This is a genomic window from Geminisphaera colitermitum TAV2, from assembly GCF_000171235.2.
Lineage (GTDB): Bacteria > Verrucomicrobiota > Verrucomicrobiia > Opitutales > Opitutaceae > Geminisphaera > Geminisphaera colitermitum.
Genome location: NZ_ABEA03000010.1, coordinates 1 through 26,289, shown reverse-complemented (window position 1 = coordinate 26,289; position 26,289 = coordinate 1). Strand labels below are relative to the sequence as shown.

Sequence of the window (26,289 nt, the reverse complement as noted above, 5' to 3'; positions counted from 1 at the left end):
CGCCCCCCCTCCCCCCCCCCCTTGGCCATCTTAATGATTCCAATAAAAACCGCCTTGACATTATTTATAATTAAAAACAGATTATTTTTAATTTTATCGCAAAAATCTCCATGCGTTCCCCCTCAAAACCAATTGTCACCCAAGCCCAAATCGCGCGCAAAGCCGGCATCAGCCAAGCCGCCGTCTCCGCGATTCTCTCTGGAGTCAACGGCGGCACGCTCAACGTCAGCGACGAAACCCGTCAGCGCGTCCTGACCATCGCCGAAAAACTCGGCTACGTCTCCCGCAAAGCCGCCCCCCGCGCCAACGCCAGCACACGCAACGTCCTGATCGTCTGCGCGCAGGCCCCCCGCCGTGCCACCAACGAAGAGTGGATCGAAAACACCTACCAGACCCTGATGGGCAAAATCCTCACCACGGCCAGCCAGCAACTCAACGAACAAAACTTTGCCCTCTCCGTCTTTCACCTCGGCGAATCCACCCGCCTCACCCAGTGGCTCGCCGACTCCGACATCCGCGGCGTCCTCTGGCGCGCTGCCGACACCGACACCGCCCTCCTCCACTGGATTGCCTCCCGCATCCCCCTCGTCCTCCTCAACCGCGAACGCCACTCCGCCACCCCGATGGACGTCGTCAGCATCGATCAGGAAATGAACATCCGCATGGCCGCCGAACACCTCTGGACACTCGGCCACCGCCGCATTGCCACCTTCGGCCACTACTCCGGCAACTCCTTCTTTCGCGCCCGCATCAACGCCTACCGCCAGTTCACCGAGGAGCGCGGCATCCGCAACTACACCGAATTCCAAGCCATCTCAGACGAACCCGAACGCCCCGCCCTCGACAAAGTTGACGAAATTATCGCCACCTGGAAGCACCTCGACGCCGACGCTCCCACCGCGCTCATAACGAGCGACGTATTCGCCCTTCCACTACTGCACCGGGCGGCCTCTGCCGGCATCACCATTCCCCGCCAGCTCAGCATTGTCGGTATCGACAACACCTCTGCCTGCCCCCTCATGACCCCTGCCCTCACTTCGCTCGACCAACCCTTCGAGGAAATGACCCGCGTTGCCGTTGACCTTCTCCTGCGCCGCATGTCCGTGTCCGGTGCGCCGGACGCCGACAATCCATCACAAAACGTGCGCATCGCCCCCCGCCTCATCATCCGCCAATCCGTGCAAGATCTCTCGACCCAGCCTCCGGCAACAGCGTCCAAGGCAAGCGCCCGTTCCCGCGCTACCGCCTCCACCTGATGAGCGTCCCCCCCCCCCCCCCCTTGCCAGGGCCTCCCTTTTATCCCTGTCCACATCAAACATACACACCATGAAAAACCAAAACCTCCGCACCCTTCTCATCCTCACCAGCCTCGGGCTCGCCTCCCCTGCCGCCATCGCCGCCGACACCATCGGCTGGTGGCGCTTTGAAGACAGCACCAACCTCGGCAAAGACTCCTCCGGCAACAATCTGAACCTCGCAGTCAGCAGCACCACGCCCGCCCAAGTCGCCACGCCCTTCCACGCCACCATCCCGCAAACCGGCAACACCAACACCAAAGCCCTCGTGTTCGACAGCTCCGGTTCCATCAAAAACTATCTCAGCACCCCAGACAGCGCTGTCTTCAACTTCCAAGCCTTCACCATCGAAGCCGACATCAGCATCACCTCCTTCAACGGCACCAACCCCGCCGTCATCGCCGGACAGTTCGGTTTTGAAACAGGTAACAATGCCAACGCCAACTGGCTCTTCGGCGTCAAGACCACCGGTGAACTTTACCTGCGTCTCGGAAACTCGGCCAATCAGGGCACCTCTTACAACGATCTCAGCTCCGGTCTCTTCCTGACGACCGGAGCCGACGCGAAAAATTACTACGTGGGAGCCAGCGTCATTGCCGACGGTTCCGGCACCACTGCCGTCTTTTATCTTCAAGACCTGAGCGCCGGAGGCGACATTCAGTCTGTTACTAAAACGGCCTCACTCAAAGCCCTTACCACCACCTCCACCGCGCCCTTCGTCATCGGTACCAGTTGTAACAAAGACGGCGGCATTTACGAATATCGCAACTTCGGGGGCACCATTGACGAAGTCCGCCTCACCAACGGCATCCTCACGCAAGACCAACTCCTCGCCACCACCTCGACCGTTCCCGAACCCGCGACATGGGCCATGCTCACCGCCGGTTTGATTCTCGCCCTCACGCTCATCATCCGCCGCTACCGCTAACGAACTTCTGACGCAGCGGCGTTCTTCTCTCCAAAACGCCGCTCCGATCCCTTGCCCCCCCCCCCATACACACGCACCACGAGCACACATTGCGCAGCAATATTTACCCTGTCATGAAATCTCCGCTACGCCGCTATCTCTGCCTCACTGCTGCCTGCGCGTTCATTCTAATCCATCTCGCGGTTACCGCCGCTCCCACTGCCACCGGAACACCTTGGCAATCCACCCTCGTCCGCTACGACCCCGCCACAGGAGCGCTCCATTACACCGCCGACGCCGAAGGCAACCGCATCCCCGACTTCAGCCACGCCGGATATCGCGGAGCCGACGACCCCCTGCCCGAACTCAACGCCATCCCCATCCTCGCCACCCTCCAACCCGAACCCGGTGACAACACCGCCCGCCTCCAAGCCGCGCTCGACACCCTTGCAGCCACCCACCCCATCGACCCACTCACCCGCCGCCGCGGCGCGCTCCACCTTGCACCCGGCATCTACGAACTCCGCACCCCGCTCCTCATCCGCCACTCCGGCATTATCCTGCTCGGCTCCGGATCGGGCGACGACCCAACGCGCGACACCATCCTCCGCCGCACCGGCACCAACCCCGAACCCGTCATCACTGCCGGAGGCACTGGCCGCCACGACAAATTCCAAAAACCCGTCCCCAACACCCGCACCGACATCATCACACCCCGCGTCACCGTCGGCTCCCGCACCTTTGACGTTGCCGACGCCACCCCCTTTTCCATTGGCGATACCGTCATCGTCGAACACCCCGTAACTGAAACCTGGATACGCGCCCTCAATGGCGGCGGCACCGACACCGATCCCGCCTGGCAACCCGGTGAACGCGAATCCGAAATGACCATCCGCTACCTCCGCCGCATCACCGCCATCACACCCGCCACCCCTCCTGCCATCAGCATTGACGCCCCCGTTTACAACCACCTCGACCGCACCCTTACCCAAAGCACCCTCTACAAATACGACACCACCCCACTCCTCACTGAAATCGGCGTTGCCCGCCTCCGCATCGACATCGAAACCGAAGGCGAACAAACTGAAAACCACGCCAAAGACGCCCTCGTCTTCCGCCGCGCCCTCGACTGCTGGGCGCGCGACGTCACCGTCCTCCACTTCGTAGCCGCCGGCATCAAATTCGGACCCGACTTCGCTCGCGGCACCGCCCTCGACTGCCGCGCCCTCGACCCACATTCCCGCATCATCGGAGCCCGCCGCTACAACTTCTGCGTTTATCAAGCCCAACTCATCCTCTTCGAAAACTGCCACGCCACCCACGCCCGCCACGCCTTCATCAGCAACGGCACCACCCTCGACTCCGGCATCGTCGTCCTCGACTCATCCAACGCCTACTCCACCGCCCCCTCCGAAGGCCACCGCCGCTGGCCCCAAGCCCTCCTCTTCGACGGCTTCATCACGCGCAACCCCGTCGGCAACCCCGCCATTCTCGGCCTCTACAACCGCGGCAGTTGGGGCACAGGACACGGCTGGGCCGCCGCCCACTCCGTAGCCTGGCGCTGCGACACCGACGGACGCCGCCTCATCATCCAAAAACCACCCACCGCGCAAAACTACGCCATCGGCTGCACCGGCAACGTCGAAGGCAAAGGCTACTTTGCACAACCTACCGGCCACATTGAAGGCACGAACCGCCCCGGCCTCGAACCCCATTCCCTCTATCGCGCTCAACTCGCCGCCCGTATCCGAACCTCGACTACATCCCGCTGACCGCTCCTCCCCCCCCCCCTCTCCCCGTAATGAAAAAACGCCACAACTCCCGATCCACCCAATCCGCCGCCTTCACACTGATCGAACTCCTCACGGTCGTTGCGATCATTGGAATCCTTGCCGGTATCATCCTCGGGACCATCGACAACGTTCGCAAAAAAGCGCATCAAGTCCGCTGCATCTCCAACCTCCGCCAAGTCGGCATCGCCATGCACGCCTACATCAACGACAACAAAGACAAGCTCCCCGGCCCCGTTTACGCAAAAATCACAAATACCTACGGCAAAGCCGAGAATACTGCCCTCGCTTGGCGACTCTCTACCTATCTCGGTTATCCCGATCCCGCGACTATCCCCAGCAGCCTCCATCCCTTCGTTCCCCTCCTGCACTGCCCCTCACGCGGCATCGCGGACGATACCTCCATCTGCACCTTTGCTGCCCAGTGTGACCTCAATAAAACCAAATCCCCCAACAACGATAACCGTGCCTTCGGGCAACCCGATGGTGTTGATCCCAAAGACGAAACCAAAGGCATACGCCCCCTCCGCTACTCTGAACTCGACATACTCGGCGGAGCCTCACGCGTTTGGGCACTCGCTGAGGTGGACCAGACTGTCACCTACTCCTACATCACCGGACAAAGCGGCTGGTACAACTCCCTCCCCAAAAACCCACCGCACGGCAACAAACACACCATCCTCTGGTTTGACGGACGCGTAAATCTCCTCGCCGAATGGCCCGCCCGCTACTGAGCATCCCCGTATGCGCCATCATATCTCCGTCTCCGCCCTGCTGCTCACCGCGCTCGTTTTCATCGCCGCCTCTGCCCGCGCCGACACCATCACCGCCACTGCCGACCTCTTCCGCGACGGCGACCGTTGGGCCGTCGTCGGCGACAGCGTCACGCAAAACGGATACTACCACACCTGGATCGCCGCCTACTACGCCACACGCTTTCCCGACCGCACCATTGACATCTACAACTGCGGAATCTCCGGCGACTCCGCCGCCGGTGCCCTCCGCCGCTATGACTGGGACATCGTTTCCGACACCAAAAAACCCACCGTCGCCACCATCATGATGGGCATGAACGACGTCAGCCGCAGCCTCTACGCCCCCCTCCCCCCCCCCGCCGACCCCAACACCCCCGACACCGAACCCGCGCCCGGCATCGCCAAGCGCCGCGCCGACGCCCTCGCCGCGTATCGAAAAAACATGACACAACTCATCGCCCGCCTCCAAGCCGACGGCGCGCGCGTGCAGCTCCTCACCCCCTCGATCTACGACGAAACCATGAAGAGCGACCGCCCCAACCTCCCCGGCGTCAACTCTCTCGCCCTCGCTGACTGCGCTCAATTCGCCCGCGACACCGCCGCCGCCAGCAACGGCCGCATCGGGCTTATCGAAATCCACCACCCCATGACCGCGCTCAACGCGAAACTCCAGCAAGCCGACCCCGCCTTCACCCTTATCGGCCCCGACCGCGTCCACCCGCGCCAGGCCGGTCACCTTGTCATGGCCTACTACTTCCTCAAAAGCCAGGGGGCTCCCGCCGAAATCTCGCATGTGGCCATCGATGCTTCGCCCGCCTCCTCCGCCCCCCGCATCACTGAAACCCGCAACGCCACCGTCACCGACCTCACGCACACCACCACCACCGCGGGCGACGGCTTGGAACAAAACGCCACCCTCACCTTTACCGTCAACGCCGCCGCCCTCCCCTGTCCCATCGAGAAAAACGCCACGCCCGCGCTCGACTACGTTCCCTTCACCGACGACCTCAACCGAGAAACCCTTGTCATCACCGGACTCGCGCCCGGCAGCCACACCCTGACCATTGACAACCAAACCATCGGCACCTGGACCGCCGCCCAACTCGCCGCAGGCATCAACCTTGCCACACGCCCCGACACGCCGCAGGCGAAACAATCCGCCGCCGTCCTCGAACTCGTCATGCAATGGCGTGCCCTTGTCGCCCACGCCGACCGCGGCGTCGCTCAAGCCGAACACTGGCAGCTCAAAGACGTGCCACATCCCGTCAGTTTTGACGCCGTCCGCCCGCAACTCGAAGCCCTCGTCGAAAAATGGACCGGCAGCGACAACCGCATGGACAACTACAACCGCGGCATCGTGCAACGTTACCTCAAAGTGAAACCCACGGAGACGGCCAGCCAGCAGCGTATCCGCGAACTCGTTACAAAAATCCGCGACACCGCCCGCCCGCGCCCCCATGTTTACACGCTCACCCCCCGCGCCCAACTGACATGTCCCGTAGTTCGGAGCCTCAGCCCGAACCGCTCCGTTCAAGTTGAATCGTCATGAGGGAGGTTCTAAAAACTCTGTTCCCCAAGCCAACAAACCAAGCGCGAATGGTCGCCAATGATCGCGAATGAAATCTATAAACCACGGATTCCACTGATTTAACAAACCGGATAAAGGCAGGAATTTTCAGAAGGAAAAAACAGATGATTTCCCATCCGTGTAATCTCCGAAAAATCCGTGCAATCCGTGGTCAACTTATCCTTCGCTCGGTACGCGTCTATTCGCGGGGTTTTTCGACGTTTTCGGTGGATAGACGAGAGTTGGCGCGGCAGCGCCCGTAGCGCAGGCATCTTGCCTGCAATCCAATCTACTGCGCGAAGCGCCGCTTGCCTTGACGTAGTTCGGAGCTTTAGCCCGAACCGTTACCTCTGCGTATTCGTGAGTCGCACGGTTCGGATTGGCAATAAAGCACCGAACTACGTGACAAATCGATGTCACCGCGCTTCGCGCAATCAATTTAGATGGCAGGCAAGATGCCTGCGCTACGGGCGCTACCGCGCCAACTCCCACTATATCAACTTATCGAGTTTCCACTGAAAACGTCGAAGAACCATTCGCGGCTGTTGTGCCTCCTCAAATCGGAACGGATGGCGAGCCGGCGCTGCTCCTCCACCTGTTCATCACTGAGTTCCTGCCGTCGCGTCTGGAGCGCAAAATACGTCTGCCCCTGGGCCACGATCTCCTTCGCAGGATCGGCATTCTGGATGACGAGATAACAGGCATAGCGCGACATCATCACTGTCTTGAGCGGACGCCGGGCTCCACTGCCAATTCCGACCATATCGGTGACCTCAACGAAATGGTCCTCGACCCGCTGCCCGCTGTTGAAACAGGATTGGAAATAAAATCCCCGGTTTGCAGCCATTCCTCTCCTCCCCCCCCCCCCCCTTGCCTCAACCTTCCAACCGAAACAACCGGGCCGTGAAAGGACGTGCCAGCGTGACTTCAAGGACGGCGCGGCGCGCATCCCAGACGCAGGGCGTCGGTTTGCGCTGCGGATAAATGCACTCTGCTGTCACGGTCACATTACGGCTCCGGCCATTCGGTTCTAATCCGGGAAGCGGAAGGACGCAGGTTTTGTTTTTTCCGTCGAGTCGCCACACGGCAAGGTAACGCCGGGCGGGGCGGCTACGCGTCGCGGGGCAGTCGAGACCGAAAGCGAGCCAGCCGTCTCCGGAACACGGAAGCCCGAGCGGCCAGAACGGGAGCGAACGCGGGATGTCGGCGCGGAGAGTGTTTTTGTAGAGCGCAATCGCCTCGGTGACGCGGGCGAGACGACGCGTATCAAGATCCATGATACATCCGCTCTGGTGAATGCGCAGGAGGAGCGCGTTGACCATGTTGAAAATCGTTTCTTCTTCGTCGCCCTCCGGGAGCGGGTAACTCCAAATCGCGGCCTGCTCGGGCGTGACAGCAGAGGCGGCCGCGGCGGCAATAACGGCGTTGTAACGGTAGTCGGTCTGATCGGTGACGGACTGGATCGGGTGATGGTTGAGCATGGCGGCATCCATGCGCAGTCCGCCACTGCCGCAATTTTCGACAACGAGGGAGGGATGGCGGTCGATAATGGAATCCATCCACGCGAGGTAGGCGCGATTGTGAGCGAGGAGTCCATCGCCGGGAGAATCAGCGGCGTGGTCGGTGCCGGGACCGGCGTTGATGTTGTAATCCATCTTGATGTAGCCGGCGCCGTAATCGCTGACGAGCCGGTCGATGATGGCGGTGGCATGAGCGCGGACTGCCGGGTTGCGAAAATCGAGTTGGTAGCGGCCATGATCGATGATGCGGCGTCCGTCGCGTTGGAAAAACCAGTCGTCGGGCAACGTGGCGGCGAGCGGGCAATGGATGCCCATGACTTCAATCTCCAGCCACAAACCGGGAATCATGCCATGATCGCGGATGGTTTGGAGAAGGGCGGGCAGGCCGCAGGGGAAGCGACTGGCCGAGGGCTGCCACTCGCCAACCGTGTCCCACCAGGAGCGCCCGGCATCGGCATACCAGCCGGCGTCGATCACAAAATACTCGCAACCAGTGGCGGCGGCGCGGGCAATGAGGGGACGCAGCTTTTCCTCGGTGGGGTCGCCGGAGAGACAGTTCATGTAGTCGTTGAAAATGACGGAGAGCGCGCGGTTGTCGGGATGCGGACGACGCGTGGCGCGGCGGACGGCGGTGAGTGAACGGAGCGCGGCTTGAAGTCCGCTTCCCTTATCGGGGGAATGGGTCACGATGCCGCAAACGACAGGAGCAGTCGTGAACGTATCGCCGGGGCCGAGGTGTTTGCTCCAGTGTCCTTCGCGGTAAGTGGGACCGGAGGCGCGCAGATAAAGTTCTCCGGCGATGTCGGAGATCTCCCAATGCCAGGAACCGTTGTGTTCGATTTGCCAATACAAGGTTTCACCGGTGGCAATATTTTCGAGCGCGGCAAGGGGCAGCGCACCGGCGGTGGACCAGGTGCCCTGACTGGAGACCGAGATGCGGTCCACTCCGAAGGGAGAGCTTTTTCGGTCCGGGGCATAGAACTGATGCAGGCCAAACTGTAAGAGCGGACCGGATCGCCACTGGCATTCGGCGCACCAGTTGTTGTCGGGGAGATGGAGGCGCATTTTTTCGGCCCAACGTTGTCCGATGGCGTCGGCGGAGATGCCGCCAAGGGCGAGGCTCGCAGCGTATTCGAGAAACAATGACGCGGCATTGGGCGCTCGGCGCGGAGACGTTTTTTCGAGACGAATGTCGTTCCAGATGCGGAAGGCGGGCTGGCCGGGGATAAATTGCAGGTGCGTGGTGACGTGGAGTTTTCCCTCGGGAATGCGGGCGTTTTGATCGATTTCGATGTGGGTGCGCCCGACGGAGTCCTTGATTTTACGATGGGCGGCATGGCGGAGTTGGTCGGCAGGCGAGGTGCCGGTGTATTTGTTGCCGTGATGGTCGTCGGGGTTGTGCCCGGCAGCCTGAAGTTCGACAAGGCGGGCCCACTTGAGCCAGGCGGGAGTGGTGCGTTTGGCGGACGCCGGACGAGTGCCGAGGGTGAAACACACAGGAGCGTCGGGCGCGATGTGGAATTGGAGAACGAGGCCGTTGATGCGAAAGGTGAGCGGGCGGGTCATGGGAGACTATGCTTTTGAAAAATTGGTTGGATGAGTCTCTGTATCTTTGTGTTTTTGTGATTAATCAATGCCCTGAATTCTCAGGAGAGCGCGGCGAGGGTGGCGGCGATGTTTTGGGCAATGGCCTCGCGTCGAGTGCAATGGATGTGACTGCCGCAGGCTTGGACAATGGGAAGCGGACGCGTGGAGGGGGGGGGGGGGGGGAGGGAGGCTTGCAAGGCGCTGGTAGCGGCGCGGGCCATGGCGGTGTAGTAGTTGATTTTCACGATGCCGTCGGTCCCAACGGTGCCAAGCCTGCCGCCGAGACTGCTGGTGCCGTGCAGCGCTTGGATCGGACCAACACGCCGGGTGATGTCGCAGGCAAGGTCACGACGGTATTCGAGCGCTGCGGCGCTGGCGGTGCGGTGCTCGGTGCCGAGGTTGGGAACGATGAGATCAACACCGGTCTGCCGGACGTAGTTTTCGACAAAGGAAGGATCGGAGAGCAGGTCGGCTTCGTTGAGGTTGTTGCGCAGAAGCTCGGCGTGTTCATACACCTTGTCGGGGCAGGCTTCGATGACTACACGAGCCCGGGCGCGAGCGGCGAAGGCGGCGGTGAGACGGATGTTTTCCCCGGGGTCGAACGCGCTGGCATCAAACATCAGGATGCCGAGCGCGTCCTGAAACCATGTCTCGTGCATGAGTTCGAGGTCGGCGTCATGCGGAGCCCAGCCGTGATCGAGAAAGGGGATCACGTCGATGTCGTCAAACAGACCGGACCGGTCTGCGTAATTGGAAATCCAATACAGCCAGATATGAGCGGTGTCTGCAAGGGAACGTCCGGGTAACGCAAGGCGTCCCAGTTGCGGGTGGTCGGGGTAACTGGCGGTAAAACCAATGCCAATGGTGATTCGCGTTGGAGCAGGCGTAGCGGCGGAGGGGGGGGGGGGGGACTGACGATGCAGGTGACGTTGTGCGCCGAGGAGGATGCCCTCGATTTCGTCGGGCGTCTCGGCATTGGGGCAGAGGATGGGTGAATGGTGTTCGCCCGCGTGGCGGAAGCGGTCAAGGACGTCGGAGCGGTTGGTGAGGAGGCGCATGGTTTGGAAAGGGCTGAATTGCCAGAACAAGGTAGGGAGGTCTCTCCGAGACCTCCGCCGGGCGTGGTGAGATGGAGCGAATGTCGTTGGCGTGCGGAACGTAGCGCGGAGGCCTCGGAGAGGCCTCCCTACCGGGTCGGTGTTATCTTCAGAAAACCAGCAAGACATTCGCGCAACGCGGGCGAGAGCATCGACTGGTCGCGGGCACGGAGGGCGGCGCGCGTAGGCAGGTGCGTGCGACCGCCGAGGGCTTCGGCCACGTAGCCTGCCACCCAACTCGCAAACTCCATGCGCAGTGGCAACGACCAGCCGGAGAGGAGCGCGGAGAGATAGGCGGCGTGATAACAGTCACCGCAACCAGTGGTATCGATGACGTTGACCGGAAAGGCGGGCTGGTGGTGGATCACTCCATCTGGATTTTTTTCGGTATCCAATGCCCAACTACCATTGGCCCCGTCGGTGATGAGGAGTTGCGCGGCGGTGTGGCGCGAGAGGGCGCGAAGGGAGTCGGCAGGCGTGGCGGCACCGGTGAGTTTGAGGGCGGCGGCGAGGGGAAGAATCGCATCGGTGCCGAGTGAGAGGAGTTCGCGAAGCGTGTCAGGCGGACCGGCTTCGATGTCGAGGACGGAACGGATGCCTGCGTCGCGGGCGGCAAGAAGCGCGGCGCGGGAAGCGGCTGTTTCGTAACCGTCAACGAGGATGGCCCGGGCGCGGCGGATGGCTTCGACAGGAACTTCGGCAGCGGTGAGCTTGGGACAGCCGGTGGTGGAAAAGAAGACGGTACGCTGTTGTTTCGCGCGATCCACTTCGACGATGGCAACGGCGGGCTGGGCATCGGGATCGTCGCGGAGAAAGAGGTCGGGGAGCACGCCGCAGCGGGCAAACTCGGCTTCGGAAATGGCGCTGATGGTGTTGCGTCCGTGGCGTCCGACGAAGGCGGTGCGCCAGCCGAGCGAGGCGATCTGGCAGGAGGCGGTCGAAGCGGGGCCGCCTCCTTGCACGAGGATTTTTTCGACTTCGTGTTTGGCGTCGGGCGTGACGATGGCGGGAACTTCGGTGAGGATGTCCACGACGTTCATGCCGAGGACAACGACGTCGTAGGCGGAAGAGGGGGCTGTTGCAGTGGGCATGGGAAATGTGAGAAAAACCTGGCAGGGAGGTCTCTCCGAGACCTCCGCCGGGCGTGGTGAGATGGAGCGAATGTCGTTGGCGTGCGGAATGTAGGACGGAGGCCTCGGAGAGGCCTCCCTACCGGGTGTTTTACTGGCTAAAACCCTGGAGTTGCGGGCTGCGCACAAGAGGCAGTTCGCGGACGTCGAGCCAGTGGTTGAGCATGGAGATTTCCTTCGCCCAATGGCCGTATCCAAAACTCCAGTGATGATCCATGCCGTGGGCCAGGATGGAGCCCATGACATCGGCGGCGGTGGTTCCGGCGACGGGCTCGACTTCGCCGTAGTTGCCTCGGAAAGCCAGTTCGCAATCACGCAGGTCACCTTCGAAAGTGAAGCAACGCGCGGCGTCAGGCGACTGGTAGCGAGTGACGGTGACGGGGCCGAGTTCGAGTAGAAATTCGAGCATGAGGCCGACGGCGGTTTTCGGGTCACCGTTTTCGAGGCAGACGTGTTTGCGTGCCTCGTAGGTGCGTCCCTTGCGCAACATGCGCGTGGGCGAGGCACCGCAATGCCAGAGACCGATGCGGTTGCGGGAGGCATTGGCGGCGGAGAGGTCCATCATGCTTGTAATGGCGCTTCCATTACTAAGCTCCCAGAGTGCGAGCGAGGAGATGAGGCCGTTCATCTCGCCTTCCTCGGCGGTGCAGAAGCCGTAGTCGTTGAGCATGGAGACCGCGCCGTCGATGGAGCATTGGTAAGAGAACCAGAGGTCGGGCCAGCTCTTCACGGTGCAACCAATGTAATCGCGCTCCTGTGCATAATCGAGAATGGCGAGACCGAAGCGGAGGGTTTGGTCGGTCTGCGAATCGGGGAGGTCGATCTTGGTGCAAAGCGGGTTTTTGAGAATGGCTTCGCGGAGCGCCTTGATTTGGGCGTCGGTAAATTTACGGGAGCGATCGAGCGCGGTTTGCAGATCGATGCGGTCAAAGCGCAGTCCGAAACGGCGCATGACGGAAAGCTCGTCGGCCTCACCGTCGTAAAACGCCTCGACGCGGGTGCCACCGACGTGAAGCAACTTGCCGTGTTTGAAGCGTGACTTGGCGCGGGCGCTGCGCAGGAAGCGTTCGATGAAGGGATGAGCGCCGGGGCCGACGGCTTCGTGCATCCACACATAGCGAATGCCAAGGCGGCCCATCATGCCGAGGAGGAAGTTTTGACAGCAAAGACTGTTGGCCACGATGGCGTCGCCGGTGATGGGATCGGGCCACGACCAGCTCAGGAGCGGCATGGGGTGGTCGAGGAGCCAGCGTCCGAGGTGCGAGCCGATTTCGCCGCAGGTGTAGGCGGCGTGGAAAAGTATTATTCCGTCGATGCGCGTGGCGAGGAGGGTGTCGAGTTCGCGGACGAGCGCGACGGGGTCTTGGAAGGGCGCGGCGCAGGTGACAATCTCAACGGGAAGCCCGGCGGCGGCGGTGAGTTTTTTAATTTCGCCGCAGGCCTCGCCGTAGATCTTGCAGGCGTGGTCCCAGGGAAAATGGCAGGCGGTGCCGCAGCCAATGACGACGATGCGGGTGGGCGTCACTGCGCGGGGCGGAAACATGGCTTGCAGGATGTCGGTGGCGACACCTTTGGCGGGAAGGTCGGGAAGCGCGGGTTTGTTCATGGCGTTGGAGGGTTTTGGATTGGGTTTATTGGATGCGTTGCGGATGAGTGTGCGTTGCCATGAAAGCACATCGGAGCAGGCGTCCGCTTGGCCGGAACGCGCAAAGCCTGATACTTTTTTGACCAGATGGGGAATTAAAGCAAGGGGGGGGGGGGGGGAGCGTGCGGCAGACTTTTGGAGAAATGCGGTGTCAAACCACCGCATCCTCCAAAAACAGACACTACCAGTCTCGGAGGGAGATCTGGAAATTCTGCTTGCAACTCTTTAAAAAAACGAAAACTGTTATAGCTGTAATGCCAAAAAACGCCCAAAACATTTCCACAGACGCCCTCCGGGATTTTTGGCGCAACGGCAACGGTGGGATCCATCGTGAAATCGCGCAGTACCTCCGTGAAAAAATCACCTCTGGTGCACTTCCCCCCGGAGGAAAACTCCCCTCCGTGCGAGAACTGGCCCAACTTTGGGGAACGAATATTTTTTCCGTCATGCTGGCCACCGATGCGCTGGTCAACAACGGGCTTTTGAACAAACAGCAGGGGAAGGGAATGTTTGTCGCCGCCCAAAATGGCGAAGTGCGTCGCGTCGGGATCTACATGTCGAAGGCTCCCGATTCCTTCTCTATTTCCGACCTGTCGTTCGCATTCGCCTTGCGCGACCTGCTTTGCGCAAGGCTTCAGCGGCAAGGCATCGAATTTGTCCTTTATGACGACTACCGGCCAAGTGAAGAACACCTGAAACCGCCCGCGGAATTGCAGGATGCAATCATTTCAAGTCGGATCCAATCTGTTATAGGAATTATAGTCAGATCCTACGATCAGAACTGGTTTAATCGCCTCCCCATAAAAAAAATCTGCATAATGCGGGACCCCCTGATCGATTTCGACGGCATCGCGGCAAAATTAAAGCAGCGAAACTGCCAGCGCGTGGCGATGATTTCCCCGGCCTGCGTGGACACCACGAAAGCAGGCCTTCCCAAAGGAAAAGCGAACAACTTTCTCGTTATCGGCCTGAAGTCCGTTGGCGTAACCTTTCGCCCGGACCGCCTGCGCCTGATTGAGGAAAGCGATGTATCCAAGCATGGCTGGGGGGAAATCGGTTACCGCAACACCATGGAACTGCTCTCCGCCAAACGCCGTCCGGATGCCTTGATCGTTTACCCGGACAACACCGTTCAGGGCGCGATTCAGGCCATCTTGGAATTGGGGATCAAGGTTCCCAAAGACCTCTTCGTTTTTTTCCACCGCAACGTGGAACTGGGGTATTACTGCAATTTCGACGCCGACTACATCGACGTCTCCATCTCGGACATCGCCGACAAGTTGATCCAACGCATATCGGACGGCGGCGAGATTCGGCAATAAAAGAAACGGCCGCTCTTGTTGGCGACCCACAAACCAAGGACGACCCAATACAACATATGAAAGCAATCACCATCACCCGTTCCCTTCTCTCCGCTGCCGTTATGGCCCTCGCCATCGCAGCGTCCGCAACCGCCGCCGAACCCCGTGCCGAATCCGATATTCCCTATCTCGGCCCCGACCGTGCAGAAAAACTCGACGCCTACCTACCTCCCGCCTCCTTCGCCCGCCCCCTCCCCGCCGTCCTCCTCATCCACGGTGGCGGCTGGCGCATCGGCGACAAGGCCGACGCCCGCGAACGCAACATCGGCCACACTCTCGCCTCCCACGGCTACGTCGTCTTCTCCGTCAACTACCTCCTCAACGTCGGCGAAAAGGATCCCACCACCGGCAAATTCCTCACCACCCGCTTCGCTTGGCCACAAAACTTATACGACTGCAAGTCCGCTCTTCGCTTCATCCGCGCCGAGTCCGCCCGTTTCGGCATCGACCCCGAACGCATCGCCGTCATGGGAGGCTCCGGCGGCGCGCGCCTCGCCCAGCTTCTCGGCGCCACCGTCCACCACGACGCGTTCAACCGCCACGGCCTTTACACCGATCAGTCCAACGCCGTCTCCTGCATCCTCAGTTTCTACGGTAACTACGACATCCGCGGCACCCATCAATTCGCCGACCTGCCTCCCGACGAGGCCTCCGTGAAGCAAGCCGAGGCCTCCGCCATCACCTACCTCGACAAGCACACTCCTCCGGTCTTCATCACCCACGGCAGCGCCGACAAAACCGGCCCCGTCGAACACTCCCGTCAACTCGCCGAACACCTCCGCCGGCTTGGCGTCGATTACTGGTATGTCGAAATCGCCGGCGCCCCGCATTCCTACCACCTCCAGCCCAAACAAATGGACCTTCGCCCCACCGTCCTCGCTTTCCTCGCCAAACACCTTGGCCAACCCGCCCGAGTGCTCCCCAACCCGGATGCACCGTGAAAAATCAAGAAATGAGCCGAAAAACGTCTCCATCGCCGACAAGCTAATCCAACGCATATCGGGCGGTGGTGAAAAACCCTGATCCCGCCAAGTCTCCAACTCTCGTCAAAACAACCAAAATCGCACTGCCATGAACCCAACATCAAAATTAAACTATAAAACCCCGTGCATCGCCGCCCTGCTCGGCCTTGTCACGTTCCTCGTTTCCGCCCCCGCCCAGGCCGCCTCTGTCAGCATTGGCTACAATAAAGGTAGCGGTGCCGGAAACGGCAATATACCAGGTCTCAAGCTCACTATGTCCGCAGTGCTCGATCCTGAGCAGTTAGAGTGGGAACTGACCTCCTTCACGTGGCTGACATCCACAGGATCGTCAGCAGTGGCAACCGGTCGCAACGCCCTTTATATCTTTGATGCCTCGGTATTCACCTCTCCTGGAGGAATGACGACGGATAATATTACCAGCGCGACCGCCGGATTTATCGCCCAAAGCGACTCATATACCGCCGGAAGTTATGTCTTTTCGAGCGCGGTTATTTTGAAGGGAGACAAAACATACTATTTCCTGAATAGCACTGCACTCGGTGCCGGTGGCACCTCGAATTATGGTTTCACGACTTCATCCATCGCAGGCATGGAGCGTTGGTCAGGCAATGGTTCCACGAAAACATGGAATTCCTCCGCATCTAGCGGTGCGCCTAACTTCGCGGCAACGTTCATTCCGGTGCCCGTGCCTGAACCCGCCACCGTGACTGCTCTCCTCGGCCTCGTCGGCATCGCACTCTTCCTGTTCAAACGCCGCCGCTGATCCGACAGCACTCCCCCCCCCCCCCGCTGCCGCCTCCCGTCTCAAATACCCGCCATGATTTCTCCGCGTTCCACTCGGTCACGCCGCCCTCTTGCTATTGCACTTGCCCTCGCCTCCATCGGCATTTTGGGCACACCCATAATTGTCCAGGCGGCGGCTGACGCCACTGTGCTTCGGGCCGAATACGACCCGCCTCTCCGCTGGGTCGCGTGGAACGCGGACGAAATCGAAAAAATCTCCACCAACGACGAAGACCAACAACGCTCCACCAAAAGTCTTCTCGACGGAAAAGCCAAAAGTTTCAGCCATCTAAAAAAGCTCGAAGGCTCCGTCACCACCATCCGTTTCAAACATCCCCGTGACATTGCTCGGCTGGCCTTCGTTCAAGGCGGCCACGCCAACTGGGCTCTCCCTCGCCGCCTCGCCATCACCATAGATGGCAACGCAGCCGCGCCCCTCCGCGTCGAACTCCAGAACGCCCATGGCAAAATCCAAGCCATTCCCCTCAAACGCACCGTTCGCCAACTCGACATCCGCGTTGAATCCATCTGGCGCGAACCCGGCAAGACCATGCCTTGGGGCGGCTTCTCCGGCATCGGCGACGCCACCATCGCCCCCGCCGAATGGTCCCTTATCGAAGCTCCCCTGCAAGCCCACCAGACCAAGCTACGCGTCTCCCTGACCGCTTCCCGCAACACCACGGCCAACGTGATTGCCCTCATTGATCGGGGCGCCCGAGGCCGCTCGTCCGACATCACTTACGACGTCACCTACAAACACTCCGACCTCGCCATCCGCGCTGGCACCCACGACTACACCCTCGATCTCGCCACGCTCACCGAAACCCTCCCCTACGACATCCCCCCCCTCCCCCAGAACCTCGATCGACTCCTCATCACCAGCACCGACCCCGACATCGGCATAAAAATCGAAACCCTCGCGCCCGTCCAACCCGCGCACGCCGAAGCCGTCTGGGCCCCCCTGCCCCCGATCAACTTCCCCACCCGCCAGATCGACGGAACCGACTGGCGAGAAGGACTCAGCCACCACACTGCCGGTCGCTTTGGCAACACCGCCTACAACGGCCTCCTCACCGAGATCGTCGGTGCCTCGTGGTTCCGCGCCTACGCTGCCAATGGCAAGCAACTCCGCCGCCGTCTGGATTTCGACTTCTACGCCGACGGACAGCAGACCGACGACACCGGTCGCGACGAGGAACTTTGGAAAGTCCGACTCCGCCGCTCCTACGACGATTCCGAAAAAGTCTCCGTCAACTGGACGACCATGCACGTGGACATGAAGGTCGAAAACGACACCCTCCGCTACACCTACGGAACCCTCGTCCCCGGCTTCCTCGTCGATTCTCCCCGCGCCCTCAATTTCAGTTCTCGTGGCGGTGGCCAACTCCCCGCCCGCAGCGGCGCACCCGACGAAGACGAAGTCCGCTTCCGTTCCCTCGCCTCCGCCTCCTCCGGCGGCAAATTCCCCCGCATCGGCCCCGCCGCCATTCTCACCAGCCAAGGCGTCCTCACCAAACCACAATCCCTCCGCGACCTTCGCGAACCTTGGTTCGTCGGCATCTGGGGCATCGCTGACGGACGCCCCACCTTCTGGGGCGACAAAGCCGTCGCCGTGCTCTTCACCTCCGACGCCCGGCAACCCATCGAGTGGACGCCCGCCGGTCTCCGCCTCCCGCCCGGCCGCTGGGCCGTCAGCACCGCCTTCCACGGCCTGCTCAACGACAACTGGGACGCCGCGCGCCTCGCCGACCGCGCCCGCCTTCTCACCCGTTTCCTCCGCACCTATCCCGTCGAATGCCGCGAGTATTACAAAGTCGAGGAAGGCGTTGTCCGCATCTTTAACGAATTCACTTACGACCGCTGGGGCCGCTCCGACTGGCAAGCTCCCGACTACGCCCCCATCCCGCCCATCTACAGTTGGGGCCGGGACTCCCTCGGCTGGACCGGTATCCCAAGTGGCGCGGGCGTCTCGCCCGCATCCGTTGCCTCTCCGCGTGGCGCAAGCAACTCGACCGACATCTACACCCCCGTCGGCCCTTGGCGCTGGCAAAACGGCAAGACCCTCTCCTACGAACTGACCCGTTACGCCGCACCCCACGCCGCCTTCCCGCGCCGCCCCGAGTTCCAAGACACCCTGACCAAACTCGAAGCCGACATCCACGACGCCATTGTAAAACCGCCCTTCGTCACCGACAGCAACCACCCGTGGATCATGGCCTACTTCAAACGCTGGTCCCACACGCTCATTGGCGGCAGCCTCCTCGGTGAACAAACCCGCGGCGAACTCCTCGACGTTGCCCAACCACTCGTCCGCCGCATGTATGAACCCTCATCGTGGATTCCCCGCAAAGAACGTTTCAGCGGCGAACCCTACTACGTGCGCGGCTGGCGCGACCGCCACATGCTGCCCGCCATGTTTGGCGACCCCAACTCCAACGTCGGACAAGCCGCGTATTCAGCTTATCTCTACGCCAAATACAGCGGCGACTGGGCGCTGGTCGAAAAATTCTGGCCGCGCATCATGGACACCCTGCGCGTCTTCGAAATCCTCAACGACTGGGCCGTTCCCCAGACCACCTCGCGCGAAGCCGTCAAATACAGCTCCATCGACATGGACACCATCGCCTACGCCGGCCTCGCCGCCATGGAACGCATGGCCGAAGTTCTGGGCAAAACCGACGACTTCAACCGCATCGCTTACCTGCGCGCCAAGGTCGCTGCCGCCACCGCCCTCCGTTTCAACTTTGCCCGCTACCTCGACCCGAAAAACAAATATCCCTGGCTGTACGGAGCCGGTTTTGCCGAGGACGGACCTTCCATCGAAGCCGCCCAGAAAAATTCGGGCACCAGCCTCGACCACATTGCCATGTGCTTCTCCTGGACCGGCGAGATGCCCGAAATGTTTGGTTTCTATTTCAACCTCCTCGGAGCCGACTTCATGAGCAAATTCCAGTCCGAGTTCATGGAAAAATATTTTTCCGGTTGGCGCACCATGCCCGTCAACACGACTCGCACCGCCACCCACCTTGCCATCCGCTCCTTCCTGGCCGACTGGCCCGCCGACAAACTCCAGGAAGACATCAACATTTGGCTCAAACACATCAAACGTGACACACCGCCCCACGGCACCGCCGGCATGGTTGGCGCATGGAGCGGACACGCCACCGGCGTCTCGCTCATCAACTGGGAACCCGCCCGTTTTGTATCCAGCGAATGGATTCAATCTGAAAAGAAACTCACGGTTGAACTCGTGCATGCCACGCCCTTTGTCCTCGAATTTGCCGCGCCCGGAAAAGTTGTTAGAGTGAGTATTGACGGTGCTGCGCCGCTGCCTGCGTCGGCCATCACCACACATCCCGCTCCCACCACTGCCAATCCCGCCGCCCACCTGCACCGCGTGCAACTTCCGCACGGCGGCAAAATCCAAATCACCATCAATCCGTAACCCTGCCTCTACTATGAAAACACGTGCTTTCACCCTGATCGAACTCCTCACCGTGATCGCGATCATCGGCATCTTGGCCGCGATCATTTTACCCGTGACGGCCAGCGTCCGGACAAAAGCCCGCGCCGCGCAATGCAAGAGTAACATCCGCCAGTGGGCAGTTGCTGCGCAACTTTACGCTGCGGACAACGGGGGAAAACTGCCCGACACAAGTTACCGGGGCTCATTCGCGCATCCCCCCGGTGCCGACGGACATTATGTGGAGACTGACCTTTATACCTATCTTGGGCTAAGTGTTTCGGAACCGATCACCACAGCCAAAATCACGGCGCTCACTAAAAAAGTAAGATGCACCGTCGAAGGCTGGCGTTACGGATTCAACACATACATTGCGTGGAAACCGGTCACACAATTCACGCAACCATCCCGGCATATTCTAGCAACATGTTCGACCAAGGGATGGTTCGACGGCACGGCACAAACGAGTGAAACCGCTTACCTTGGCCCAATCCCGAAACCACATTCCAGAAAAGTAAACGTCGTCCATCTTGATGCTTCGGTGACGACGCTCTTTGTGACCCAGATTCGCTGGATAGACTTCCGCCGCGATACCGGTACGCCACCATACACCGACGAGACCCGTTACATGTTCCACGGCGACACCAAGTTCGACCAGTGAGCGAGCGACCAAAAGGCGCACCTTGCCCCCCCTGCCATGCCGGGCCGGTCCTGCTCCTCGCCCGCGTATAATCCCACAGCCATTCAGTGGGCAGTCGCCACGCAACTTTACACTGCGGGCAACAGTCGTTGATCCGGTTCCATGAGGCGTTCAAGGCGGAGTGTGGTTGCAGCCAGGGTTGCGTATCGGAAAAGTCATGCCAATCGTCATTGGAAAATTGATACAACCGACGGACTCAGACTGATCCCCCGTGAGACTTGCGCGGCGCGGTGGCGGCGGGAAGCGCGGGACGATTGGCGGCCTGCCACGCGCGGCCTTTTTCGCTAAGACGGTATTTTTGAAAACGACTGTTGGGTTTGTCAGGCATGGTCATTTCGATCAGGCCTTCGTCCAGCGCCGGACGGAGGTAGTCTTTGCGGAAATGTTCACGGTGTTTCAACGCCAGCATCTCCATGAGTTCAGTCCGCAAGTGCTCGCCTTGAAGCAGGGAAAGAAATCTCATGACTTGCGTGGTGACTTGCGCGGTGACTTGCGGGGCGCCCCCAAGCAGCTCGGGCAAACGGAAGCTGACCACGGTGGAGCCGGCTTGCGTAACGAATTCAGGTTCAACTGCTCCAGAGGCCAGCGTCATCTCGACAACGCGGTTGGTGCCGCGTCCCCATTGCTCGATCAAACCGCGACGATAAACGACATTGGTGATCGTCGGGTTGCGCGGTCGGGAGGCATGGACACGTTTCAATTCGTCGGGTTGCAAGCCAAAGGGCAGCGTGCCTTCGCTCCAGATTTCGATGCGATCGTCAAAAATCGCCACGCTTACGGAACCGCCCGCCGTTGAGTAGTCGCGATGGCAAAATGCGTTGACCAGCGTCTCGCGCAACGCGGGGACAGGGATCGGCAACTCTTCGATGCGCTCCAGTTGGGAGGCCACGATGCGTCCGCTGATCGGCAGGTGGCGGTGCAAAAATGCCATCGCCTCGTCGAGCAGGTGAAACAGGTGCCCTTGGTGAAGACGGTTGTCGATGAACTCGTTTTTATTAAGACCGCGAAAGCGCGCGGGACGCAGGCAGCATTGCGGAAATCGCTCGCCATGCGGCGTCCAAAAAGCACGAGTGCGGCGTTGCGCAGACGGCCTTCAGCGGTGCGCAATTCGAGACGGTCAAGGATCTCGGGGATCACGTTGCCAGTGGTTTCTGGCAGGCGTCCGGCGGCAATGCCGAGGCGCACGGTGCGGATGATTTCGTCGGCATCGAGCGACTCCCACGAAAAGCCCTCCGCCGGCGTCGTTTCCCAACGGCGCACGGGATGCGCGCGCTGGAGCAACAGCGTCTCGTAACGCGCCTGCGGCATCGCGCGCGTGCTGGTGCCGAGGCGCAACCATGCGCGGCCATCGTATAGAGCATTTTCGGTTTATTTTGTCTCACGCGGAGGCGCGGAGAACGCAGAGGGAGGGAAATGTAATATTTTTAATTTACTTATAATTAGTAACATGGGTTTTCTCTGCGTCTCTGTGTCTCTGCGTGATCTCTTAAATCTTGCGACAAATTGAACCGAAAATGCTCTAAAAACGGCCCCTGTTCGGCGAGACCTTGCGCGCTCAAAATGATGACTTCGCAGCCAGGCTGGCCTGGCACTGGAACGCGCTCCAGCGACACCTGCATGGCGGGTTCGATGCGGGCAATCATGGAGGCGATGTCCTGCAACGTGGTGTCGGACACCTGTTGCCCCACGGCGCGTCCCGAAGGCGTCACGCCGATAAGGACACGACCGCCGCCGGTGTTGAGAAATCCACTCAGGGTCTCGCCGACACGGGATAACTGGGCGGTGCTTTTTTTGAACTCCACCGAATCTCCGATTCGCCGTTGGCGATGAGCCTGTTGACTTCCGGGACTTGTGTGCCGCTGTCCATCATCGTGGAGCCTCCACGGTGTTGAAAGTGCCGAGGGCGGCGAGCCTGCTTTTTGTCATCGGCTCAGGGGGAGGGGGGGGGAGTGATGGTGGACGAGCGGACGGACGTATCATCGCAGAATGGCTGCGAATCGTCTTCCTGTTCGGAGCATAGCTCTTTCCCGTATCCTGACTTTTATTACGCAAACGTCCCGTCTTCCTCAAATGGCATTGTTTTGAGGTGAAACGGTGCAGGTATCGTGATTAGGGGCGGGGTAAAAAATCGCGGTTATTCCCTGCTAAAATCCACCGATGGGATACGGAGGCGGATGGCTTCCATGAGGGTGACTTGCTGGCGGCAATCAGCGAGAACGGGTGAAGGAATGCGGTGGTGGTTCACGGCGTCGAGAAATGCGGCGAATTCCCAGTAGATGCCATTGGCGTCAAGCGGGTCGCCGTCAATGGTGGCGGATGTTTTTGCGGCGCCATGCGCCCAATGGGTGAAGCTGCCTCGCCGACTGGGTTCGGCACCAGAAACGTCGAAGGACAAAGTGTGGTTCACGGCATGGATCGTCCCGGTTTCGGTCACCTGGCCCGCGATAGGCTGGAAGTTGAGCCGCACCTGCGTCCCGCTTTCGCAATGACCTTCGATCGTAATGGCAGCGACTCCTGTTCCCAGTTGCGGGAGTTCCCGGTAGGAGAGCGCGCAACGACGGTAGGGCGAGCGGGCAAGATGGCGGACGGCGTCAATGGCATGGATGGCCGTCGTGGAAAAATCCGGATCACGGCGGTCATGCCGGATCATATCATAGTTGATCTGCAATACGTCCTCGGCAGGCAGCGTTGTATCCAGGATTCCACGAACGCTCGTGATTACGGGGGCATAGCGGCGGTTGAACGCGACTTGATGCGCCCCTCCGCCGCGACGTCCGGCGATGACGAGCCGGTCGAATTCGGTGACCGTGAGCCCCGGCGGTTTTTCGAGAAAAAGCGGAACGCCGCGTTCCAGGAGGGGCATGGCGAGGCGCGAGGTGAGGTGGGTGGGCACGACGAGGGCGACGGCATCGGGCGATTCACGGGAGAGCATGGCGTCGATGTCCGTGTAGTGCCGCGAAAATCCGAAGGATTCACGATAGCCGCGCGCGCGTGTTTCGTCGATGTCGCAACAGGCGGCGAGTTCGATGTCGCCGCGCGCGGCGGAAACTTTTTTTTGCGCGGGGCCGTGCGCCGTGCTGGCGTGGCCTCCGCATCCGATGGTGCAGAATCTGATCATGGTCGCAGGAAATATCTCAGTGGATGTCGATGTGGTTGTTACGGGCGATTTCGTCGGGAAAGGTGTGGAGGCAAGGGCCTCGCCGGGTTTGCGTCATTTGCGTGTCGGGGAGTCGTTTCTTGTTTTCTTGTTTTTCGGTTTTTCAGTGCAAGGACACGGGCAGGGAGCAGCGGGACTGGAGGGTGGCGAGCCAGGCGTTTTTGGTTTTTTCGTCGGGCACGGGTGGCAGGATGGGGGGGCGGGGGAGGCCGAGGCGGTCGTATTTTCCGAGGCCGGTGGGGTGCCAGGGGAGGATTTCGATGCCGGTCAGTCGCGGGTGAGTGGCTGCGAGGCGGGCTATGGCTTCGAGGTGCGCGGGGGTGTCGTTGACGCCGGGGATGAGGGGACAGCGCAGAAGGATGAGGGCGCCGGTGTCGTGGAGTGTTTTGAGGTTTTGCAGGATGAGGGTGGCGGGGTGACCGGTGAGGCGGCGGTGGGTGTCGGGCGCGGCGGGTGTGTCGGTGGCTTTGTAATCCCAGAGGAAGAGGTTTACGTGCGGGGCGAGACGTTCGTAAACAGGAGGGGGGGCGTGGCCGCTGGTGTCGAGGCAGGTGTGGATGTTTTCGGCGCGGGCGGCGCGGAGGAGGGCTTCGGTGAAGCGGGGTTGGAACGCGGGTTCGCCACCGGAGAGGGTGATGCCGCCGCCGGTGGCGTCATACCAGGCGCGGTCTTTGCAGATGAGGGGGAGAAGTTTTTCCGGAGTAGTGGTGTATCCGTATAGTTGTGGCGGGTCGTCCGGGCGGACGGGGGCGGCGTATTGGGGTTTTGGTGACATGGATTCGGGGTTGTGGCACCAGAGGCAGCGGAGGGGGCAGCCTTTGAGGAAGAGGGTGGTCCGAATGCCGGGGCCGTCGTGCATGGCGCCGCGCTGGATGTCGAAAATGATTCCGTCGTGCATGGTTGGTTCGCAGGGGGGGGGGGGGGGGAAGACGAACATCCAACATCGAACATCGAACATCCAACATCCAATGGGCGGCTTCGCCGTCGGGGTTGGGTTGCGGAAGTTTGGTGTGGTTCGTGTGTGTGTGTTCGATGTCTGAATTCTACATTCTACATTTGTTCGTGTGCGCGGTGGCGGTGGCGGTGGTTTCTTCAATCGAGAATCGAAAATGCTCCTTATTCGTTGAGGGTGCGGGCGAGGACTTCGCGCTGGATTTCGGGGGAGAGGTCGATGAAGCGGGCGCTGAAGCCGCCGACCCGGACGATGAGGTGCGCCCAGTTTTCGGGTTCGCGCATGGCGGCTTCGAGGTCGTTGCGGTTGACAACGGTGATCATGGCCTGGGTGCCGCCGGCTGCGAACCAGGCGGCGAGGAGGGCGCGGGTTTTGGAAAAGAGGGGCTCTGTAAAAAGAGAGCGGGCAAATTTCATGTTGTGGACGGCGCCGGCGTGGGCGGTGGCAGGGAGTTTTTTGAGGGAGTTGAGGAATGCGGTGAGGCCGTTGCGGTCGTGGCCGGGAGCGGGGTTGATGGCGTTGGCCATGGGGGCGCCGGCGAGGCGTCCGTCGGGCGTGGCGGGGGTGTGGAGGCCGAGGGTGGTGTTGGCGCCGTTGTTGATGATGACGGCAAGGTAGGTGCGGAGGCCGACGTGGGTGGCGGCGGCGCGGGTGACGGAGCAGATGTGGTTGTGGACGCGAAGGGCCATGGCGTCGGCGGTGTCGTCGTCGTTGCCGAATTTGGGGGCGGCAAGGAGGGCGCGGCGGAGGCGGGCGGCGGGGGGGGGGCGGAAGTTGTCGTCGCAGGCGCGGACGAGTTCGTCGAGGGTGCAGGTTTTGTGCTGGTAAACGTGGTGGTGGATGGCGGCGAGGGCGTCGGCGGTGTTGATGTTGCCGTAGGTTTCGAGGGTGCCGCCTTCATAACGGATGCCGCCGTTGTGGAGCGCTTTTCCGGTGGCGGCGCAGTCGTCGAGGAAGTGGCTGAGGAGGAGGAGGGGGGCGTCGGCGGCGGTGATGGTGTGGGTGAGTTTCTGGTGGCGGGCGAGGGCGGTGACGGCGGTCTCGACGTTGGCGGCCCAGGCGTTCCAGAGGGTTTCAAAGTCGGGGTAGAGTTCGGCGAGGGTGCGCGGGGGGGCGGGGGGGTGAAGGGTTTCGTGGAGGAGGTGGAGGAGGTTGATGAGTCCGTTGGGGGAGCCGGTGGAGGCGTGGTCAATAACGTATTCGCCGCAGCCATACGGGATGTAGTTGACGGCTTCGGTTTCGGGGATGCCGAAGGCGGTGGCGACGGCGGGGATGTTGGCGTCGTCGTTGTAGAGGAGGGGGAAGGTGCGGCCTTCGCCGATGCTGGCGAGGGCGGCGTCCAGGAGGGCAGGGTTCTGGTGTTGGTGAAAGCGGAGGGTGAGCTGGGGTTGGTTGAGTTTGACGGCGCGGGTGGCTTCGATGGCGAGGAGGGCTAGGCGGTCGGAGGAGGCTTCGTCGGGGCGTCCGCGTCCGCCGACAACGATGCGGTTGTTGAACATGTTGTCGTTGGTTTCCGCGATGTGGCGCCAGAGGTTTTTGAGTTGTTCGAGGGGGGGGGCGGGTCGTGTGGCGGCGGCGGCAAGTTCGCTGTCGAGCC

General features: G+C 61.1%; 21 protein-coding genes. 10 read left to right on the top strand and 11 right to left on the bottom strand.

Annotation, left to right across the window (positions count from 1 at the left end; genetic code table 11):
- Positions 1-110: 110 nt before the first annotated feature.
- The 5 genes from OBACDRAFT_RS01785 to OBACDRAFT_RS01765 all read left to right on the top strand — a co-directional run bounded on the left by OBACDRAFT_RS01785 (position 111) and on the right by OBACDRAFT_RS01765 (position 6,296).
- Entirely contained in the window at positions 111-1,256 is a 1,146-nt protein-coding gene (locus tag OBACDRAFT_RS01785) for a LacI family DNA-binding transcriptional regulator (RefSeq protein ID WP_043582394.1), read from the top strand.
- A gap of 70 nt (positions 1,257-1,326) precedes the next feature.
- Positions 1,327-2,223: a LamG-like jellyroll fold domain-containing protein gene (locus OBACDRAFT_RS01780; RefSeq protein WP_043582393.1), complete on the top strand. Its 897-nt coding sequence runs from the start codon at positions 1,327-1,329 to the stop codon at positions 2,221-2,223.
- A gap of 113 nt (positions 2,224-2,336) precedes the next feature.
- Positions 2,337-3,974 carry a hypothetical protein gene (locus OBACDRAFT_RS01775; RefSeq protein WP_043582392.1) on the top strand — a complete coding sequence of 546 codons (1,638 nt, stop codon included), beginning with the start codon at positions 2,337-2,339 and terminating at the stop codon, positions 3,972-3,974.
- A gap of 29 nt (positions 3,975-4,003) precedes the next feature.
- Positions 4,004-4,726 (top strand): prepilin-type N-terminal cleavage/methylation domain-containing protein, encoded by a 723-nt coding sequence (locus OBACDRAFT_RS01770; protein ID WP_052360839.1) that lies wholly within the window; start codon positions 4,004-4,006, stop codon positions 4,724-4,726.
- A 10-nt stretch (positions 4,727-4,736) separates the two neighbouring features.
- Positions 4,737-6,296: an SGNH/GDSL hydrolase family protein gene (locus OBACDRAFT_RS01765; protein ID WP_081721754.1), complete on the top strand. Its 1,560-nt coding sequence runs from the start codon at positions 4,737-4,739 to the stop codon at positions 6,294-6,296.
- A 514-nt stretch (positions 6,297-6,810) separates the two neighbouring features.
- Here OBACDRAFT_RS01765 and OBACDRAFT_RS01760 read toward each other — a convergent pair.
- From OBACDRAFT_RS01760 to OBACDRAFT_RS01740, 5 genes are all read right to left on the bottom strand, one after another.
- On the bottom strand, positions 6,811-7,077 hold the full coding sequence (locus OBACDRAFT_RS01760; protein WP_157836876.1) for a hypothetical protein: 267 nt from the start codon (positions 7,075-7,077) through the stop codon (positions 6,811-6,813).
- 112 nt (positions 7,078-7,189) lie between these two features.
- Complete coding sequence (locus OBACDRAFT_RS01755; protein ID WP_043582391.1) at positions 7,190-9,400, bottom strand: glycoside hydrolase family 36 protein; 2,211 nt, start codon at positions 9,398-9,400, stop codon at positions 7,190-7,192.
- Between the two features lie 80 nt (positions 9,401-9,480).
- The gene (locus OBACDRAFT_RS01750; RefSeq protein ID WP_043582390.1) at positions 9,481-10,479 is read right to left on the bottom strand and encodes a class II fructose-bisphosphate aldolase; all 999 of its coding nucleotides are present in this window, start codon (positions 10,477-10,479) and stop codon (positions 9,481-9,483) included.
- 128 nt (positions 10,480-10,607) lie between these two features.
- Complete coding sequence (locus OBACDRAFT_RS01745; protein WP_043582389.1) at positions 10,608-11,609, bottom strand: carbohydrate kinase family protein; 1,002 nt, start codon at positions 11,607-11,609, stop codon at positions 10,608-10,610.
- 130 nt (positions 11,610-11,739) lie between these two features.
- Positions 11,740-13,458: an L-fucose/L-arabinose isomerase family protein gene (locus OBACDRAFT_RS01740; protein ID WP_232766531.1), complete on the bottom strand. Its 1,719-nt coding sequence runs from the start codon at positions 13,456-13,458 to the stop codon at positions 11,740-11,742.
- Between the two features lie 50 nt (positions 13,459-13,508).
- On the opposite strand from OBACDRAFT_RS01740, the gene OBACDRAFT_RS01735 reads away from it, so the two are divergent.
- The 5 genes from OBACDRAFT_RS01735 (at position 13,509) to OBACDRAFT_RS01715 (ending at position 20,544) form a co-directional block, all read left to right on the top strand.
- Complete coding sequence (locus tag OBACDRAFT_RS01735) at positions 13,509-14,615, top strand: GntR family transcriptional regulator (protein ID WP_232766529.1); 1,107 nt, start codon at positions 13,509-13,511, stop codon at positions 14,613-14,615.
- 56 nt (positions 14,616-14,671) lie between these two features.
- Positions 14,672-15,595 (top strand): alpha/beta hydrolase, encoded by a 924-nt coding sequence (locus tag OBACDRAFT_RS01730; RefSeq protein WP_232766527.1) that lies wholly within the window; start codon positions 14,672-14,674, stop codon positions 15,593-15,595.
- A 130-nt stretch (positions 15,596-15,725) separates the two neighbouring features.
- Positions 15,726-16,400 (top strand): PEP-CTERM sorting domain-containing protein, encoded by a 675-nt coding sequence (locus OBACDRAFT_RS01725; protein ID WP_043582387.1) that lies wholly within the window; start codon positions 15,726-15,728, stop codon positions 16,398-16,400.
- A 54-nt stretch (positions 16,401-16,454) separates the two neighbouring features.
- The gene (locus tag OBACDRAFT_RS01720; protein WP_043582386.1) at positions 16,455-19,865 is read left to right on the top strand and encodes a hypothetical protein; all 3,411 of its coding nucleotides are present in this window, start codon (positions 16,455-16,457) and stop codon (positions 19,863-19,865) included.
- A gap of 13 nt (positions 19,866-19,878) precedes the next feature.
- A complete protein-coding gene (locus OBACDRAFT_RS01715) occupies positions 19,879-20,544 on the top strand; it encodes a type II secretion system protein (RefSeq protein ID WP_043582385.1) in 666 nt (221 codons plus the stop codon).
- Between the two features lie 235 nt (positions 20,545-20,779).
- Here OBACDRAFT_RS01715 and OBACDRAFT_RS24800 read toward each other — a convergent pair whose 3' ends face one another.
- From OBACDRAFT_RS24800 to OBACDRAFT_RS01690, 6 genes are all read right to left on the bottom strand, one after another.
- Positions 20,780-21,472, bottom strand: coding sequence for a Fic family protein (locus OBACDRAFT_RS24800; protein ID WP_157836875.1), 693 nt, complete (start codon positions 21,470-21,472; stop codon positions 20,780-20,782).
- Positions 21,358-21,891, bottom strand: coding sequence for a hypothetical protein (locus tag OBACDRAFT_RS27790; RefSeq protein WP_198529832.1), 534 nt, complete (start codon positions 21,889-21,891; stop codon positions 21,358-21,360). The genes OBACDRAFT_RS24800 and OBACDRAFT_RS27790 overlap by 115 nt, the downstream gene beginning before the upstream one ends.
- Positions 21,892-22,022: 131 nt before the next feature.
- Positions 22,023-22,385 carry an AlbA family DNA-binding domain-containing protein gene (locus OBACDRAFT_RS01705; RefSeq protein WP_043582384.1) on the bottom strand — a complete coding sequence of 121 codons (363 nt, stop codon included), beginning with the start codon at positions 22,383-22,385 and terminating at the stop codon, positions 22,023-22,025.
- Between the two features lie 332 nt (positions 22,386-22,717).
- Entirely contained in the window at positions 22,718-23,701 is a 984-nt protein-coding gene (locus OBACDRAFT_RS01700) for a Gfo/Idh/MocA family protein (protein ID WP_043582383.1), read from the bottom strand.
- A 142-nt stretch (positions 23,702-23,843) separates the two neighbouring features.
- Complete coding sequence (locus OBACDRAFT_RS01695; protein ID WP_081721751.1) at positions 23,844-24,698, bottom strand: radical SAM protein; 855 nt, start codon at positions 24,696-24,698, stop codon at positions 23,844-23,846.
- Positions 24,699-24,856: 158 nt separating this feature from the next.
- On the bottom strand, positions 24,857-26,289 hold a 1,433-nt coding region (locus OBACDRAFT_RS01690), incomplete at its 5' end, for a pyruvate formate lyase family protein (protein WP_332835101.1).